Source organism: Cryobacterium sp. N19 (assembly GCF_002929595.1).
Classification (GTDB): domain Bacteria; phylum Actinomycetota; class Actinomycetes; order Actinomycetales; family Microbacteriaceae; genus Cryobacterium; species Cryobacterium flavum.
In genome coordinates, this window is the sequence record NZ_PJJR01000053.1 from 208269 (window position 1) to 223788 (window position 15520).

The window sequence follows — 15520 nt, forward strand, 5'->3', positions numbered from 1 at the left end:
ACCACGAGGAACGGGTTGTGTGGACAGCTACGTTGCGTACCTAGAATATTCATGGAACTAAAGATGGATCTCCATGGAGTTCCCAATTCTACAGGTTGATCAGCAACATACGAGTTCTTGCGGTCGATTCACATTTGTACAGGGCACGATCAGAGGGTGCGCGTTCATAAGTTTGACAGAGAGAGCAGAACCGGTGAATCCGAAGTACCTACGGCTACCCAGTGTTATCGACGGACGGATTCGGGTGGTCGCCTGGCTGTCGCTCGTGACGGAGATTTTGATTGTGGGAACCGGCGGGGCCGTTCGTCTCACCGGCTCCGGGCTCGGCTGCCCCACCTGGCCGACCTGCGTAGCCGGCTCGATCGTGCCGACAGAGGAAATGGGGATACACGGGGTCATCGAGTTCGCTAACCGCTTGATGACCGGTCTGATCGGCATTATCGCCATCGCGGCCGTTATTCTGCTCTGGCGCTTGCGCACCCAGCGCAAGGATCTGTTCGCTCTCGCAGTGATTCTCGCCGCCGGCGTTCTCGCCCAGGCACTCGTCGGCGGGGTCACCGTGCTGACCGGGCTGAACCCGTTCATCGTCGGTTTCCACTTCACGGTGTCGCTGATCATGGTGTGTATTGCCACCGTTCTCGTGCACCGGGTCTACCTTGCTCCGGGGCCGCGTGCCCGTGTTGTTCCCGCTGGTTTTGCCAGGCTCGCCCACGCTACGAGTTTCGTCGTCGCACTCACCGTGCTGATGGGGGTACTGACCACAGCCTCCGGACCGCATTCCGGCGATGCGGACGCCGGACGTACCGGCTTCAACGCCGAGTTGCTTGAACACCTGCACGCCTGGCCGGGCTACGCGACGCTGGTTTTGACGGTCGTGCTGCTCCTGGCGTCCGTTCGCGGCAAGCTGCCGGTGCGCTCATTCGTCGTCACGCTCCTGATGATCGAGCTCGTGCAGATTGTGGTCGGGCTCCTGCAGGCCAACCTGGGACTACCGCCGCTGTTGGTCGGCCTGCACATGGTTCTGGCCTGCGTGCTCGCGGCCGCCATGACCCTGGTTGTGCTGAACCTCAAGGCTCCCAGAGCAGTCACGGCCGAGGTTCCGGAAACGGCACACGAGCAGGTTCGTAGCTAACAGATCATGACCCCGAAACGACAACTTCAGCCCCATGAATATGACTCTGCAGGGGTGAGAAGACAGCTTCGGCCCCTTCAACTGCTTTGATGGGGCCGAGCGTGTCGTCTCGCGCGGCTGATGGGGCCGAAGGTGGCAACTCGTAGGGCCTAGACCTCCAATTAGCAATTGCCGCGCGGCACTCCCCGGACGAGGGCCGCCGGTGTACTCTCCAGACATGCATGTCGCACCGGGAGCCAAATCGAAGCCGCCAGACGACGCGGCGCACCTTGCCCTGTACGGCCCTCCGGTATTCGGTTTTGTGCGTCAGCCGCGCCTGCAGGAACGCGGCTGGAGCTGGTACGGCAACCACGGCCGCACCCTCGAAGCGCAGGCACACTACTGGCTCGCTGACCCCTCCGGCAATTTCTGGTTCGAGGATTCCCCGGCCGGTCCGGTTGGCATCGCCGAACTGCGCGGCTTCGTCTTCACCGATGTGCCGGGCTCCACCAATCGCGGCGGCGACCCCATCCGAGACGCACTCAACCAGCACCTGCAGTACATTGTGATGAACTACGCCAAGAACCCGTACGACTTCGGGTCGCAGTTGTGGGCCGAACGGCACACGCATCAGCAGTCGGAGATTGAACTCGCGCTGGCACACCGGTCGAACCTGGTCATCGACGACACGGCGCTGGCAGCTATCACCGTGACGACCTTCGACTTCACGGCAACGGCGATGGCCCTGACCGGACGGGTGGTCACGGTTGTGATCCATTCGGCCGACGTCGGCAAGATCGATACCCGACTCACCCGCAGGGTCTAGCGCCACCTAGAACGGAAGCAGCGGATCCACTCCGACGGCCACGAACAGCAGCGTCAGGTAGGCTATGGATCCGTGGAAGACACGCATCGGTGACACATGCTCGTGCCGAATCGCGAGGCTGTACAGGCGATGCGTCTCGTAGATGAACCAGCCACCCGTGACCAGGGCCGTAAAGCTGTAGAGCAGGCCCATGTCGCCGATCGGAATCAGCAGAAGCGAGCAGGCGACCGTGGCCCACGCGTACAGGATGACCTGCAGGCCCACCTGAGCCCGACCACGCACGACGGAGAGCATCGGAACGCCAGCGGCCTGGTAGTCGGCTCGGTATTTCATAGATAGTGGCCAGTAGTGCGGCGGTGTCCACAGGAAGATGATCATGAACAGAATGACCGGGGGCCAGGACAGTTCGCCGGTCACCGCCGCCCAGCCGATGAGCACGGGCATACAACCGGCCACACCGCCCCAGACGATGTTCTGCGGGGTACGACGCTTGAGAATGATCGTGTAGAACACGACATAGAGCAGAATCGCGCCGAACGACAGCGCAGCGGCCAGCCAGTTGGTCAGCAGACCCAGCCACAAAATGGATGCCGCGCCCAACGCCCACGCAAAGATCAACGCCTCGCGGTCGCTGAGTTCTCCAGTAACCAGGGGGCGATTCTTGGTGCGCTTCATGAGACGGTCGATATCGCGATCGAGGTAACAGTTGAAGGCACCAGCGGACCCAGCGCTGAGCGACCCACCGACGAGCGTCGCGAGAATCAGCCAGAGACTGGGGATACCGCGCTCGGCGAGCAGCATCGTGGGCGCCGTCACCACCAGAAGCAACTCGACCACTCGCGGTTTGGTGAGAGAGATGTAGGCCTTGAGGGTGCGATTCAGTGTGCGCGGTCCGCTCCGGACCGGGGTCTTCAGGGCGACGTCCATTAATCCTCTAACGCTAGGCAAGTCCTCTTATTCTAGGACACGCCCTGAGCAACGCTCCACCGAGGACCAATCCGGAATGTGTCGTCATGTCACGTCATTTCGAGCGTCCCCTGACATTCGTCCGTATACTTGTAGTGCTCCCCACAGTGAATCAGTAGTTCGGCGAGCCCCCGGGTGGGAGATGGCTGCACCAGTAGGCCAACTCGCTGGGGGTGATGTTTCGCCTGCAGTCCGCTTCAGATGGCGCGACCGGCCGGTGACACGACTGCCGACACTTGCACAACTATCAAAGGATGGGTTGAGCTCAACCCGCCTTCGCTTCAATGAAGGGTTACGTGACGTGGCAGCTTTCCAATGGGATTCCGTTGACGATCAGGCGGTTAACACCGCACGCATTCTGGCGGCCGACGCCGTGGAGAAGGTTGGGAATGGGCATCCGGGCACCGCGATGAGTCTCGCTCCCGCTGCCTACCTTTTGTTTCAGAAGATCATGCGCCGCGACCCGGCCGACAACGAGTGGATCGGTCGTGACCGGTTCATTCTCTCGGTCGGCCACAGCTCGCTGACGCAGTACGTGCAGTTATACCTCGGCGGCTACGGCCTCGAGTTGGAGGACCTCAAAGCCCTGCGCACCTGGGGTTCAAAAACCCCCGGCCACCCGGAATACGGCCACACCGACGGTGTCGAGATCACGACCGGCCCGCTCGGCCAGGGGCTGGCATCCGCTGTCGGTTTCGCCTACGCGTCGCGATTCGAACGCGGTCTGTTCGACCCGGATGCCGCCACCGGCGCCAGCCCGTTCGACCACTTCGTCTACGTCATCGCCGGTGATGGCGACATGCAGGAAGGAATCACGAGCGAGGCATCCTCTCTCGCCGGCCACCAGCAGCTCGGCAACCTGATTGCCATCTACGACAGCAACCAGATCTCGATCGAGGACGACACGAACATCGCTTTCACCGAGGATGTCGCCGCTCGTTACGCCGCCTACGACTGGCACGTGCAGACGGTGGACTGGAAGAAGACCGGCTCCTACGTCGAAGACGTTGCCGAGTTGAATGCGGCCATTGAAGCCGCCCAGAACGAAACGGGCAAGCCCAGCCTGATTATCCTCAAGACCATCATCGGCTGGCCGAGCCCGAAGAAGCAGAACACCGGCAAGATCCACGGTTCAGCCCTCGGCGCCGAAGAACTCGCCGGCGTCAAGGCCGTTCTCGGCTTCGACCCGGAAAAGACCTTCGACGTGGCCCCCGAGGTCATCGCCCACACTCGCCTGGCCCTGGAGCGCGGTATTGCTGCACACGCGGAGTGGACCGTGAAGTTCGACGCCTGGGCCGCCGCCAACCCGGAGCGCAAGGTTCTGCTCGACCGAGTACTCTCCGGCGACCTGCCCGATGGCGTCGACGACGCCCTCCCGGTCTTCCCCGGTGGCACCGCGGTCTCCACCCGCGCGGCGTCGGGCAAGGTGCTCACCGCCCTCGGCGGCGTCATCCCCGAGCTGTGGGGCGGCTCGGCCGACCTCGCCGAATCGAACAACACCACCATCGGCGGCGCAGCCTCGTTCATTCCGAGCGAGCACTCCACCGGTGAATGGACCGGAAACTCCTACGGTCGGGTGCTGCACTTCGGCATTCGCGAGCACGCCATGGCCGCGATTCTCAACGGCATCGTGCTGCACGGAAACACCCGCCCGTTCGGCGGCACGTTCCTCATCTTCAGCGACTACATGCGCCCGGCCGTTCGTCTGGCCGCTCTCATGAAGGCGCCGTCGATCTTCGTCTGGACCCACGACTCCGTCGCGCTCGGCGAGGACGGCCCCACCCACCAGCCGATCGAACAGCTCGCGACCCTGCGTGCTATTCCGGGACTCGACGTGGTGCGCCCCGGCGACGCCAACGAGACCGCCTGGGCTTGGAAGACCATCCTGGAACGCCGGGGCGGCCCGGCCGGCATCGCCCTGACCCGCCAGAACATTCCCGTCTACGAGCGTGGTGAGGGCGATGCATCCGCTGAAATCTTCGCCTCCGCGAAGAACGTCGCCCGGGGCGCGTACGTGCTGGCCGAAGCGGCCGGCGGCAGCCCCGACGTGATCCTGATCGGTACCGGGTCCGAGGTGCAGCTCGCGGTGGACGCCCGGGCCCAGCTCGCCGCCGAGGGCATCAACGCCCGCGTCGTCAGCGCCCCGTGCCTGGAATGGTTCGAAGAGCAGAGCAGCGAATACCGCGAATCGGTACTGCCCGCCGCGATCACCGCCCGCGTGTCGGTCGAAGCCGGCCTCGCGCTGACCTGGCGTGGCTATGTCGGCGACGCCGGTCGCAGCATCTCGATCGAGCACTTTGGGGCATCCGCTGACTACCAGACGCTGTTCCGCGAATTCGGCATCACTACCGAAGCCGTCGTCGCCGCCGCCAAGGAATCAATCAGCGCGGCCTGATGTTGCCCCTTACGTCTCCACTAAACCGCTACAGCATCGCTGCCTAAAAGCAGCAGTATTAGGAGAATTTGACAATGACTAACCCCTCCCCCCTCGCCCAGTTGTCCGCCGCCGGCGTCAGCATCTGGCTCGACGACCTCTCCCGTGAGCGCATCAACTCCGGCGGGCTGCAGGACCTGATCAAGAACAGCAACGTCGTCGGTGTCACCACGAACCCGACTATCTTTGCCGGCGCCCTCGCCAAGGGTGAGGCGTACACCGAGCAGGTTGCGACCCTGGCCGCTGCCGGGACGAACGTGACCGACGCGGTCTTCGCCATCACCACGGACGACGTTGCCGCCGCGTGCGACATCTTCCGCCCGGTCTACGACTCGACCAACGGCCAGGATGGCCGCGTCTCGATCGAGGTCGAGCCGAGCCTCGCCCGGGACGCTACCGGCACGGTTGCTGAAGCCCAGCAGCTTTGGAAGAAGGTCAACCGCCCCAACGCGATGATCAAGATCCCCGCGACGGTTGAAGGACTGGAAGCCATCACGGCGACCATCGCTCTCGGCATCAGCGTCAACGTCACCCTGATCTTCAGCCTGGAGCGTCACCGCCAGGTCATCAACGCCTATCTGGCCGGACTCGAGCAGGCCAAGGCGGCCGGCATCGACCTCTCCACGATTCACTCGGTTGCGTCGTTCTTCGTGTCGCGCGTCGACTCCGAGATCAACGCCCGCCTGGAGGCGATCGGCACCCCCGAAGCCCTCGCCCTGAAGAGCAAGGCCGGCGTCGCCAACGCCCAGCTCGCCTACCAGGTCTACGAGCAGGCATTCAGCAGCGAGCGTGCGCTGGGCCTGATCAAGGCCGGCGCCACCAAGCAGCGCCCGCTCTGGGCGTCGACCGGCGTCAAGGATGCCAGCCTGCCCGACACCCTCTACGTGACCGAGCTGGTCGCCCCAGAGGTTGTCAACACCATGCCGGAGAAGACCATGCAGGCCGCCGCCGACCACGGCGTCATCCCGGCCGACTCGGTCACCGGCTCCTACGCCGCCGCGAACGCCGTCCTCGACGCGCTGGCGGCCCAGGGCGTCTCCTACGACGACGTCACCCGTCTGCTCGAAGAAGAAGGCCTGTCCAAGTTCGAGGTGTCCTGGAACGAACTGCTGGACACCGTGCAGACCGCCCTCACCGCCGCGGTCCCGACCAGCTCGGCAGTCTAATGAGCTTTCGCATCTCGGTGAGTGGCGCTGCAGCTGACGCCGTTCGCGTCACCGTGCCCACCCTGGTCACAGACCTGGTTGCCTCCGGCATCACCGCACTCGACCCCGCCCTCTGGGGACCGGAAGCCGAAGCTGAGGCCGCGTTGCGTCTCGGCTGGACGGAGTCCGTCGCGGTGTCCCGCCCCCTCGTGGCCGAGATCGTGGAGCTGCGGGCAACTCTGCAGGCTCGCGGCGTCACCCAGATTGCCCTCGCCGGCATGGGGGGCTCGTCGCTCGCGCCCGAGGTCATCACCCGCACGGCCGGCGTGAACCTCACCGTGCTCGACGCGACTGACCCCGGTCAGGTGTTGTCCGCGCTGAACGACAACCTGGCCGAAACGGCCCTGGTCGTCTCGTCCAAGAGTGGTTCGACCGTCGAGACCGACAGCCAGCGCCGCGTGTTCGAGCGTGCGTTCCGCGCCATCGGCATCGACCCGGCTGAACGCATCATCGTGGTGACCGATCCGGGGTCGCCGCTCGAGGCATCCGCTCGTGAAGCCGGCTACCGCGTCTTCAACGCCGACCCCACCGTCGGCGGACGTTACTCCGCGCTGACCGCCTTCGGCCTGGTGCCATCGGGCCTGGCCGGTGTTGACGTCGGTGCGCTTCTCGACGAGGCCGAGTCCGTCGCGCTGGCTCTGGCCGTTGACTCGCCGGAGAACCCGGGACTCGTGCTCGGGGCGGCGATCGCCGCCACCATTCCGCGCCGCGACAAGCTCGCGATCGTCTCGGACGGCACGCACATTGTGGGCTTCGCTGACTGGGTCGAACAGCTGATCGCGGAATCCACCGGCAAGCTCGGCACCGGCATCCTGCCGGTGGTGCTGGAGCTGGGTGCTCCGGAACTGACCGAAGCGCTGCCCGACCTGCAGCTCGTGCGGGTTGTGGCTGACGCCGGCACCGAGCTGTTTAGCGAAACGGGCGACGAGATTCGCGTCAGCGGAACCCTCGGCGCGCAATTTCTGGTCTGGGAATACGCCACGGTCGTTGCCGGCCGTCTGCTGGGGATCAACCCGTTCGACCAGCCCGACGTGGAGTCGGCGAAGATCGCCACGCGTGGTCTGCTCGACGCTCGCCCCGCACCGGAGCCGGCCGCGTTCATCGCGGACGGCATCGAAGTGCGCGGCACGCCGCACGTCATCGGAGCGGCAAGCGACCTCGCCTCGGCGATAGACGCCCTGCTCGAAGAGCTCGGCCCCGACGGCTACGTCGCCGTCCAGGCTTACGTCGACCGTCTCGCGCTGCCGGAACTGGCCGAGATTCGCACCAAGCTCGCCACCCTGTCGAAGCGTCCGGTCACCTTCGGTTGGGGACCGCGCTTTCTGCACTCCACCGGGCAGTTCCACAAGGGCGGACCGGCAACGGCCGTCTACCTGCAAATTCTGGCCACGCCGGCCGAGGATCTCGACATTCCCGAGCGCCCGTTCACCTTCGGCGAACTCATCCAGGCGCAGGCCAGTGGCGACGCGAGCGTGCTCGCCGAGCACGGGCGTCCGGTGCTGGCGTTGACCCTGACCCAGCCCAAGCAGAACATCAGCACGCTGTTCGACGCCCTAGGCTAACCAACCGGGGTTCCTCTCGGCCACCGGCCGCGAGGAACCCCACCCGCTTCTGCACCACCTGCGTTTTTCGTGTCCTCAATTTTCTGCACTGTCCCGTCAAAGGAGCTGCATGTCCCCGGTGGAAATTACCCCGGAGTTTAATCCGCTCAGGTCGCCGTCCGATTATCGTCTGAATCGAATCGCCGGGCCGTCCAGCCTCGTGATCTTCGGCGTCACCGGTGACCTGGCGCGCAAGAAACTCATGCCCGCGGTTTACGACCTCGCTAACCGAGGGCTGCTGCCCCCCGGTTTCGCCCTCGTCGGCTTCGCTCGCCGAGACTGGGACAACGAGGACTTCATGCAGGTTGTGCATGACGCCGTCAAGGAACACGCCCGCACCGAGTTCAACGAGGACGTTTGGGCGCAGCTGGCTGAGGGCATCCGCTTCGTGTCGGGCACCTTTGACGACGATGAGGCGTTCACCCGCCTCACCCAGACGATCGACGAGCTTGACCGGGAACGCGGAACGATGGGCAACCATGCGTTCTACCTGGCGATTCCGCCGAAGGCCTTCCCCCAGGTCACCGAGCAGCTGCGCCGATCCGGCTTGGCCGAGCAAAAAAACGGTCAATGGCGTCGCGTGGTCATCGAGAAGCCGTTCGGCAGCGACCTGAAGACAGCGCGGCAGCTTAACGACGTCGTCGAGTCGGTCTTTCCGCCCGACTCCGTCTTTCGGATCGACCACTACCTCGGCAAAGAGACGGTGCAGAATATTCTGGCGCTGCGCTTCGCCAACGAAATGTTCGAACCGCTGTGGAACGCCAACCACGTCGAGCACGTGCAGATCACCATGGCCGAGGACATCGGTGTTGGCGGCCGCGCCGGCTACTACGACGGCATCGGTGCCGCGCGCGACGTTATTCAGAACCACCTTCTGCAGCTTCTAGCCCTGACGGCAATGGAAGAACCGATCTCGTTCGACGCCGCCGACCTGCGCGCCGAGAAGGAAAAGGTGCTCGCTTCGGTTCGGCTGCCCGCCGACCTCGGTCTGGGAACCGCGCGCGGCCAGTACGCCGGCGGTTGGCAGGGCGGTGAAAAGGTTGCCGGTTTTCTCGAAGAAGACGGCATGAACCCGGAATCGGTCACCGAGACCTACGCCGCGATCCGCCTGACCATCGACACGCGCCGCTGGGCGGGCGTGCCGTTCTACCTGCGCGCCGGCAAGCGTCTCGGCCGTCGCGTCACCGAAATCGCCGTGGTGTTCAAACGCGCCCCGCAGTACCTCTTTGCCCCCGGCCAGACGGCCGAACTGGGCCACAATGCCCTGGTGATTCGGGTGCAGCCCGACGAGGGTGTTACGATCCGGTTCGGATCGAAAGTGCCCGGCGTGGTTATGCAAGTACGGGATGTGACCATGGACTTCGGTTACGGCCACGCATTCACCGAGGCCAGCCCTGAGGCATATGAGCGGCTCATCCTCGACGTGCTGCTCGGTGACCCGCCGCTGTTCCCCCGTCACGAAGAAGTCGAACTGTCCTGGAAGATTCTCGACCCGATCGAGGAGTACTGGGCCACGCAGGGGCAGCCGGAGCAATACCGCCCTGGAACGTGGGGCCCCACATCCGCTGATGATCTACTGGCCCGCGATGGTCGCACCTGGAGGCGTCCATGATCGTCGATCTGCCCAACACCACGACCGCGAAGATCTCGAAGGCGCTCGTGCGTATTCGGGAAGAGGGTGGCGCTGTCGCCCTCGGCCGTGTGCTCACCCTGATCATTGCCTCGACTCTCGGGCACGAGGAGGAGGCCATCGAGGCCGCCAACGATGCCTCCCGCGAGCATCCGATGCGCGTCATCGTCGTGTCGACCCAGGAGCCCGGCTCCACCGCGGCCACACCCGACGCACGCGTGGACGCAGAAATTCGCGTGGGCGGTGATGCCGGTGCGAGCGAGGTCATCGTTCTGCGTGTGTACGGCGATGCTGCCAACGACCCGGAGAGCCTGGTCACCGGCCTGCTGCTCTCCGATGCTCCCGTCGTCGCCTGGTGGCCGGGTACCGCTCCGGCCGTTCCCGGCGACTCACCGCTCGGACGCATCGCCTACCGCAGAATAACGGATGCGTCGGCGCAGCCGGATCCGCAGGCAGCCCTGCATCACCTGTGCGGAAGCTACCGCCCCGGCGACACCGACTTCGCCTGGACCCGTCTGACCCTTTGGCGCGCCCAGCTGGCGGCCGTGCTGGACCAGCCCCCCTTTGAACCGATCGTCGGGATTCGGGTCGCCGGTGCTGCCGCTTCGCCGTCGACCACGCTGTTGGCTGCCTGGCTGCAGATGCAGCTCCAGGTGCCCGTGGACTGCGAACTGACCACCGGACCTCTCGCCCATGGTGTGCACGGGGTTCATCTCACCCGCGCATCGGGAACGATCTCGCTCGAGCGTGAAGTGCCCGACATCGCCACGCTCAGCCAGCCGGGGCAACCGGTGCAGGATCTTACGCTCAAGCGTCGCAGCCTGCGCGACTGTCTGGCCGACGAACTGCGCCGGCTGGATCCCGACGACCTGTATGGTGAGGTCATCACGCGCGGACTGCCGCAACTCGATGACGTGGTGTCCCAAGGAACCGGAGTGTGACCGTGACAAATGATCGACGCGTGCTGGTGCACCAGAACAAGCAGGCGCTGGCCGGGTCGGTCGCTGCACGTTTCCTGACGAACATGGTCGATGTTCTGCAGGAGCAGGACGAGGCCAATGTTGTTCTGACCGGTGGTTCCGTTGGTATTGCCGTGTTGGCCGCCATCAATGAGTCGGCCGCACGCGACACCATTGACTGGTCCCGGGTTAATTTTTGGTGGGGAGATGAACGCTGGGTGCCCCGCGCCGATCCCGAGCGTAACGAATTGCAGGCCCGGGATGCTCTCCTTGACCATATCGACGTTCCGAAGGAAAACATCCACGCGTTCGGTGCTTCGGACGACCCGATCGATGTCGGTGCCGGTAACGACGCCCTGGAAGCAGCGGCGGCCCGGTACACGGCAGAATTACTCTCCCACGCACCGGAGGGTGCCCAGTATCCGCGTTTCGACGTGACGTTTCTCGGGGTTGGCCCGGATGGCCACATTGCGTCGCTGTTCCCCCACCGCTCAGGTATTCGGGAGCGTGAGGCGAGTGTCATCACCGTGCACGACTCCCCCAAGCCGCCCGCTGACCGCTTGTCGCTCACGAGACCGGTACTCAACTCCTCTGACCGGGTTTGGCTTGTTCTGGCCGGCTCAGACAAAGCCTCAGCGCTCGGGCTGGCGCTGGCGGGCGCGAGCCGTGACGAGGTCCCCGCTGCCGGCATCAAGGGTCGGTACCGAACGATGTTCTTCGTCGACAGTGACGCTGCCGCCCAGGTTCCTGAAAACCTCATCGCGCCCACGTACTAGGCGACCCGACGAAAAAGGACCGGCCCTCGATCTCTCGAGGGCCGGTCCTTGCTGTGTTACACGTCAGTTCGTGGGTGACAACTTGCCACGACGAACGCGCAGCTGGTTGAGGGCCTCTTCGAGGAGCGACTCTGCTTCCTCCTCGGTTCGACGTTCCTTGACATAGGCCAAGTGCGTCTTGTAGGGCTCAAGCTTCACCACGGACGGAGGATTCTCCTTATCGCGGCCGGCGGGAAGCCCGGACGATGGGCAATCGATGGTGACCGGGATTTCCTCGTCGGGAAGGCTCGCGGCAAAGTACCGTACGGTCTCATTGCCGAGTGCGTCCCAGTAGGAAACCTTGATGCGATCCGCGTGAAAACCGCGGTCCTGCTCGCCCATGGGGCCTGCGCCGACACGCGAGCCACGAATTGCGCTTCCGCCTGATGCCATCTTGTTCCTCCGTATATCCGTGCAGTTGTGTGCTGCAGTCGAGCTCTTATTGCTGCTGCTGGTGCTGAGATGTGCTGGTGAATAACTGTGCCCAGAATTCTGGTTGGCTTCGTTTCAGGGTAACTCCGCACAGGGCGAAAAGTTAAGCCCCTGTATCAAACTTGGTGATCAATCCAAGAACGACAATGCAGGAGATCCACAGCAGTCCCAGAATGACAGTGATGCGGTTGAGGTTGCGCTCGGCAACTCCCGATGCGCCGAGGTTGGAGGTTACGCCGCCACCGAACATGTCCGACAACCCACCGCCCCGCCCCTTGTGCAGCAAAATGAGCATGGTGAGCAGGAGGCTCGTTATACCGACGAGCACCTGCATGACGACCTGGAGAATCTCCACACGAAACCTTTCAAAACACGGTGGGCGCAACTCTGGCGCCTAGACAACGTAATTATACCTTCACGCCGGAGCGAGGCGGTTGCCAGCGGCAACCACCTCGCTCCGGCGATGTCAGGAACGCGTCGGTTTAGACGCCGACGTGCTTGTGATACCGAATGATGCTGGAGAACTCCGGAATATCCAAACTGGCACCGCCAACCAGGGCACCGTCCACGTTGGGTTCCCGCATGAACGCGGCAATGTTACCGCTCTTGACCGAACCGCCATAGAGGATGCGGGTCTTGTCGGCTACGTCCTGGCCGCGAGTCTCGGTGAGAACGCCACGCAGCGCCGCGGCGACCTGTTCGGCCTGCTCCGGCGTGGCGGCCTGCCCAGACCCGATGGCCCACACCGGCTCATACGCGACGACGATGTCCGCCGCGTTGGTGACACCCGCGAGGGCGGCCCGCAGCTGGGCGACCGGAACGGCGCTCGGACCGTGCGTCGCGAGGTCTTCGGCACTCTCGCCAACGCAGATCAGCGGCACAAGGTTGTGCTTGAGTGCGGCGGTCACCTTTGCGGCGACCTGCTCATCGGTCTCATTGTGCAGGGTACGGCGTTCGGAATGCCCGATGATGACGTACTGGCATTCCAGCTGGGCCAGGAAAGCACCCGAGATCTCGCCGGTATACGCACCGGAATCCTGGGCGGACACGTCCTGCGCGCCAAAGGCCAGCGGAAGTTTGTCGGCCGATACCAGAGTCTGCACGCTGCGCAGATCGGTGAACGGGGGAAAAACTGCCACCTCGACCGCGGCAAAGTCGTGGTTGGCGTCTTTTAGGTTCCAGGCGAGTTTCTGCACGAAAGCGATGGCCTGAAGGTGGTCCAGATTCATCTTCCAGTTGCCCGCAATCAGCGGAGTACGCCGAGGGTTAATGTTCACTGCCATCCGAGGACCTCCAGTCCTGGTAGACGCTTGCCCTCGAGGAACTCGAGGCTCGCGCCACCGCCGGTAGAAATATGACCGAATTGGTCGTCGTTGAAACCGAGGATACGCACGGCAGCAGCCGAGTCGCCGCCACCAACCACGCTGAGGCCGGTGACCTCGGTGAGAGCGGCGGCTACCGTGCGGGTGCCCTCCGCGAACGGTGCGAGTTCAAATACGCCCATTGGGCCGTTCCAGAACACGGTGTGGGACGCACGAATGATTTCAGCAAAAGCCGCCGCCGTGTCTGGCCCGATATCCAGGCCGAGACCGGAAGCACCGAACGGGGTGTTCTCGATGCCGTCGGCCGGGGTGATCACGTGTTCGGCATCTGCACCGAACTTCGAGGCCACGACGACGTCCGTGGGGAGCACGATCTTGACGCCGAGGCGATCGGCCTCGGCCAGATATCCGCGCACCGTCTCGATCTGATCGCTTTCCAGCAGGCTTGCGCCAACCTTGTGGCCCTGGGCGGCGAGGAAGGTGAAAAGCATGCCGCCGCCGACCAGCAGAGAATTCACGCGCGGAAGCAGGTGTCCGATGACGCCGAGCTTGTCGCTGACCTTGGAACCGCCGAGGATGACGGTGTACGGCGCTTCCGGCTTCTCGGTGAGACGATCAAGCACGTCGAGCTCGGCCGCAATGAGGAGGCCAGCCGCGCTCGGCAGCAGCGAGGCCAGATCGAAGACGCTGGCCTGCTTGCGGTGGACTACGCCGAAGCCATCCGAAACAAGGGCGTCACCGAGCAGCGCGAGCTGCTGGGCGAACGCGACGCGGTCGGCATCCACTTTGCTGGTTTCACCGGCGTTGAAGCGCAGGTTTTCCAGCACGACGATTTCGCCGTTTTCCAGTGCTGCGACAGCCGCGGTGGCTGAGGCGCCAACGGTGTCGGTGGCGAAGGCAACCGGGAGGTTGACCAGTTCGCTCAGCCGGGAGGCCACCGGCCCGAGGCTGTACTGAGGATCAACGGCCCCGTCGGGGCGCCCGAGGTGAGAGACAATCACCACGCGGGCGCCCTGAGCGACGAGGGCGTTGAGGGTGGGCAGTGACGCCCGCACTCGTCCGTCGTCGGTGATCTGCCCGCTTTTTAGCGGGACATTCAGGTCGAAGCGGACAATAACCCGCTTGCCGGTAAGCGAACCTAGCGAGTCAATCGTGCGTAACGTCACCGCGCGGCCGTTAGAGTCGCTCGGCGACGAACTCGGTGAGGTCGACGAGGCGGTTGGAGTAACCCCACTCGTTGTCGTACCAGGAAGCGACCTTGACCTGGTCGCCGATCACCTTGGTGAGGCCGGCGTCGAAGATCGAGGAGTGTGGGTCGCCGACGATGTCGCTCGACACGATCGGGTCCTCGGTGTAGCTGAGGATGCCCTTGAGGGGGCCCTCTGCTGCAGCCTTGTAGGCAGCGTTCACTTCTTCGACCGTGACCGGGCGTGATGCGGTGAGCGTGAGGTCGGTGATCGAGCCGGTCGGAACTGGAACGCGCAGCGCGTAACCGTCAAGCTTGCCGATACTCTCCGGGATGACCAGGCCGAGGGCCTTGGCGGCACCGGTCGAGGTCGGGATGATGTTCAGCGCAGCTGCACGGGCACGGCGGAGGTCGCTGTGCGGGCCATCCTGCAGGTTCTGGTCCGCGGTATAGGCGTGGATCGTGGTCATGAGGCCACGCTCGATGCCAAAGTTGTCGAGGAAGACCTTGACGAGCGGCGCGAGGCAGTTCGTCGTGCAGGACGCGTTCGAGATGATGTTGTGGATCGCGGCATCGTAGGTGTTTTCGTTCACACCGAGCACGAGCGTTGCAACGTCGGCACCGGTCGCCGGGGCGGACACGATGACCTTCTTGGCGCCGGCCTCGATGTGCTTCTGGGCATCGACGGCCTTGGTGAAGCGTCCGGTGGACTCGATGACGATCTCTACGCCCAGGGCGGCCCAAGGCAGGTTGGCCGGGTCGCGCTCGGCGAGAACCTTGATGGGCTTGCCGTTGACGACGATGTTGTCACCGTCGACCTCGACAGTCGCGTTCAAGCGGCCGGCGACGGAGTCGTACTTAAGCAGGTGAGCGAGCGACGCGGGGTCGCTGAGGTCGTTGACGGCGACGATTTCGATGTCGCTGCCCTTGGCGAGGGCTGCGCGGAAGTAATTACGGCCAATACGGCCGAATCCGTTGATGCCGATCTTTACGGACACAAATAACTCCTGTTAGAAAAGGGCGCCGAGTGGCG

The 15520-nt window shown here is 64.2% G+C and carries 14 protein-coding genes; 8 read left to right on the forward strand and 6 right to left on the reverse strand.

Translation table 11 applies throughout. The features are described from left to right. The first annotated feature begins 193 nt into the window (after window positions 1-193). Together CXY78_RS16825 and CXY78_RS16830 are read left to right on the forward strand one after the other, a co-directional pair. Entirely contained in the window at window positions 194-1132 is a 939-nt protein-coding gene (locus CXY78_RS16825; protein ID WP_233206225.1) for a heme A synthase, read from the forward strand. 217 nt (window positions 1133-1349) lie between these two features. Further along, window positions 1350-1937: a hypothetical protein gene (locus tag CXY78_RS16830; protein ID WP_104090346.1), complete on the forward strand. Its 588-nt coding sequence runs from the start codon at window positions 1350-1352 to the stop codon at window positions 1935-1937. Between the two features lie 6 nt (window positions 1938-1943). Here CXY78_RS16830 and CXY78_RS16835 read toward each other — a convergent pair whose 3' ends face one another. Continuing rightward, window positions 1944-2864, reverse strand: coding sequence for a heme o synthase (locus CXY78_RS16835; protein ID WP_104090348.1), 921 nt, complete (start codon window positions 2862-2864; stop codon window positions 1944-1946). A 340-nt stretch (window positions 2865-3204) separates the two neighbouring features. On the opposite strand from CXY78_RS16835, the gene tkt reads away from it, so the two are divergent. The 6 genes from tkt (at window position 3205) to pgl (ending at window position 11508) form a co-directional block, all read left to right on the forward strand. Beyond that, window positions 3205-5298 (forward strand): transketolase, encoded by a 2094-nt coding sequence (gene tkt / locus CXY78_RS16840; protein WP_104090350.1) that lies wholly within the window; start codon window positions 3205-3207, stop codon window positions 5296-5298. Window positions 5299-5372: 74 nt separating this feature from the next. Then, on the forward strand, window positions 5373-6503 hold the full coding sequence (tal, locus tag CXY78_RS16845; RefSeq protein ID WP_104090351.1) for a transaldolase: 1131 nt from the start codon (window positions 5373-5375) through the stop codon (window positions 6501-6503). Then, window positions 6503-8104 (forward strand): glucose-6-phosphate isomerase, encoded by a 1602-nt coding sequence (locus tag CXY78_RS16850; protein ID WP_104090353.1) that lies wholly within the window; start codon window positions 6503-6505, stop codon window positions 8102-8104. Before tal ends, CXY78_RS16850 begins: the two co-directional genes overlap by 1 nt. Window positions 8105-8213: 109 nt before the next feature. Further along, a complete protein-coding gene (zwf, locus tag CXY78_RS16855) occupies window positions 8214-9755 on the forward strand; it encodes a glucose-6-phosphate dehydrogenase (RefSeq protein ID WP_104090355.1) in 1542 nt (513 codons plus the stop codon). Beyond that, window positions 9752-10714, forward strand: coding sequence for a glucose-6-phosphate dehydrogenase assembly protein OpcA (locus CXY78_RS16860; RefSeq protein WP_104090356.1), 963 nt, complete (start codon window positions 9752-9754; stop codon window positions 10712-10714). Before zwf ends, CXY78_RS16860 begins: the two co-directional genes overlap by 4 nt. A 2-nt stretch (window positions 10715-10716) precedes the next feature. After that, on the forward strand, window positions 10717-11508 hold the full coding sequence (gene pgl / locus CXY78_RS16865) for a 6-phosphogluconolactonase (RefSeq protein ID WP_104090524.1): 792 nt from the start codon (window positions 10717-10719) through the stop codon (window positions 11506-11508). A 63-nt stretch (window positions 11509-11571) separates the two neighbouring features. Here pgl and CXY78_RS16870 read toward each other — a convergent pair whose 3' ends face one another. From CXY78_RS16870 to gap, 5 genes are all read right to left on the reverse strand, one after another. Then, window positions 11572-11940 carry an RNA polymerase-binding protein RbpA gene (locus CXY78_RS16870; RefSeq protein ID WP_092107849.1) on the reverse strand — a complete coding sequence of 123 codons (369 nt, stop codon included), beginning with the start codon at window positions 11938-11940 and terminating at the stop codon, window positions 11572-11574. Between the two features lie 142 nt (window positions 11941-12082). Further along, on the reverse strand, window positions 12083-12334 hold the full coding sequence (gene secG / locus CXY78_RS16875) for a preprotein translocase subunit SecG (protein ID WP_092340102.1): 252 nt from the start codon (window positions 12332-12334) through the stop codon (window positions 12083-12085). A 127-nt stretch (window positions 12335-12461) separates the two neighbouring features. After that, window positions 12462-13262: a triose-phosphate isomerase gene (gene tpiA / locus CXY78_RS16880; RefSeq protein WP_199182631.1), complete on the reverse strand. Its 801-nt coding sequence runs from the start codon at window positions 13260-13262 to the stop codon at window positions 12462-12464. Next, the gene (pgk, locus tag CXY78_RS16885) at window positions 13253-14467 is read right to left on the reverse strand and encodes a phosphoglycerate kinase (protein ID WP_104090358.1); all 1215 of its coding nucleotides are present in this window, start codon (window positions 14465-14467) and stop codon (window positions 13253-13255) included. Before pgk ends, tpiA begins: the two co-directional genes overlap by 10 nt. 10 nt (window positions 14468-14477) lie before the next feature. Continuing rightward, window positions 14478-15485, reverse strand: a complete 1008-nt coding sequence (gap, locus tag CXY78_RS16890; protein ID WP_092340100.1) for a type I glyceraldehyde-3-phosphate dehydrogenase — start codon at window positions 15483-15485, stop codon at window positions 14478-14480. Window positions 15486-15520 lie beyond the last annotated feature (35 nt).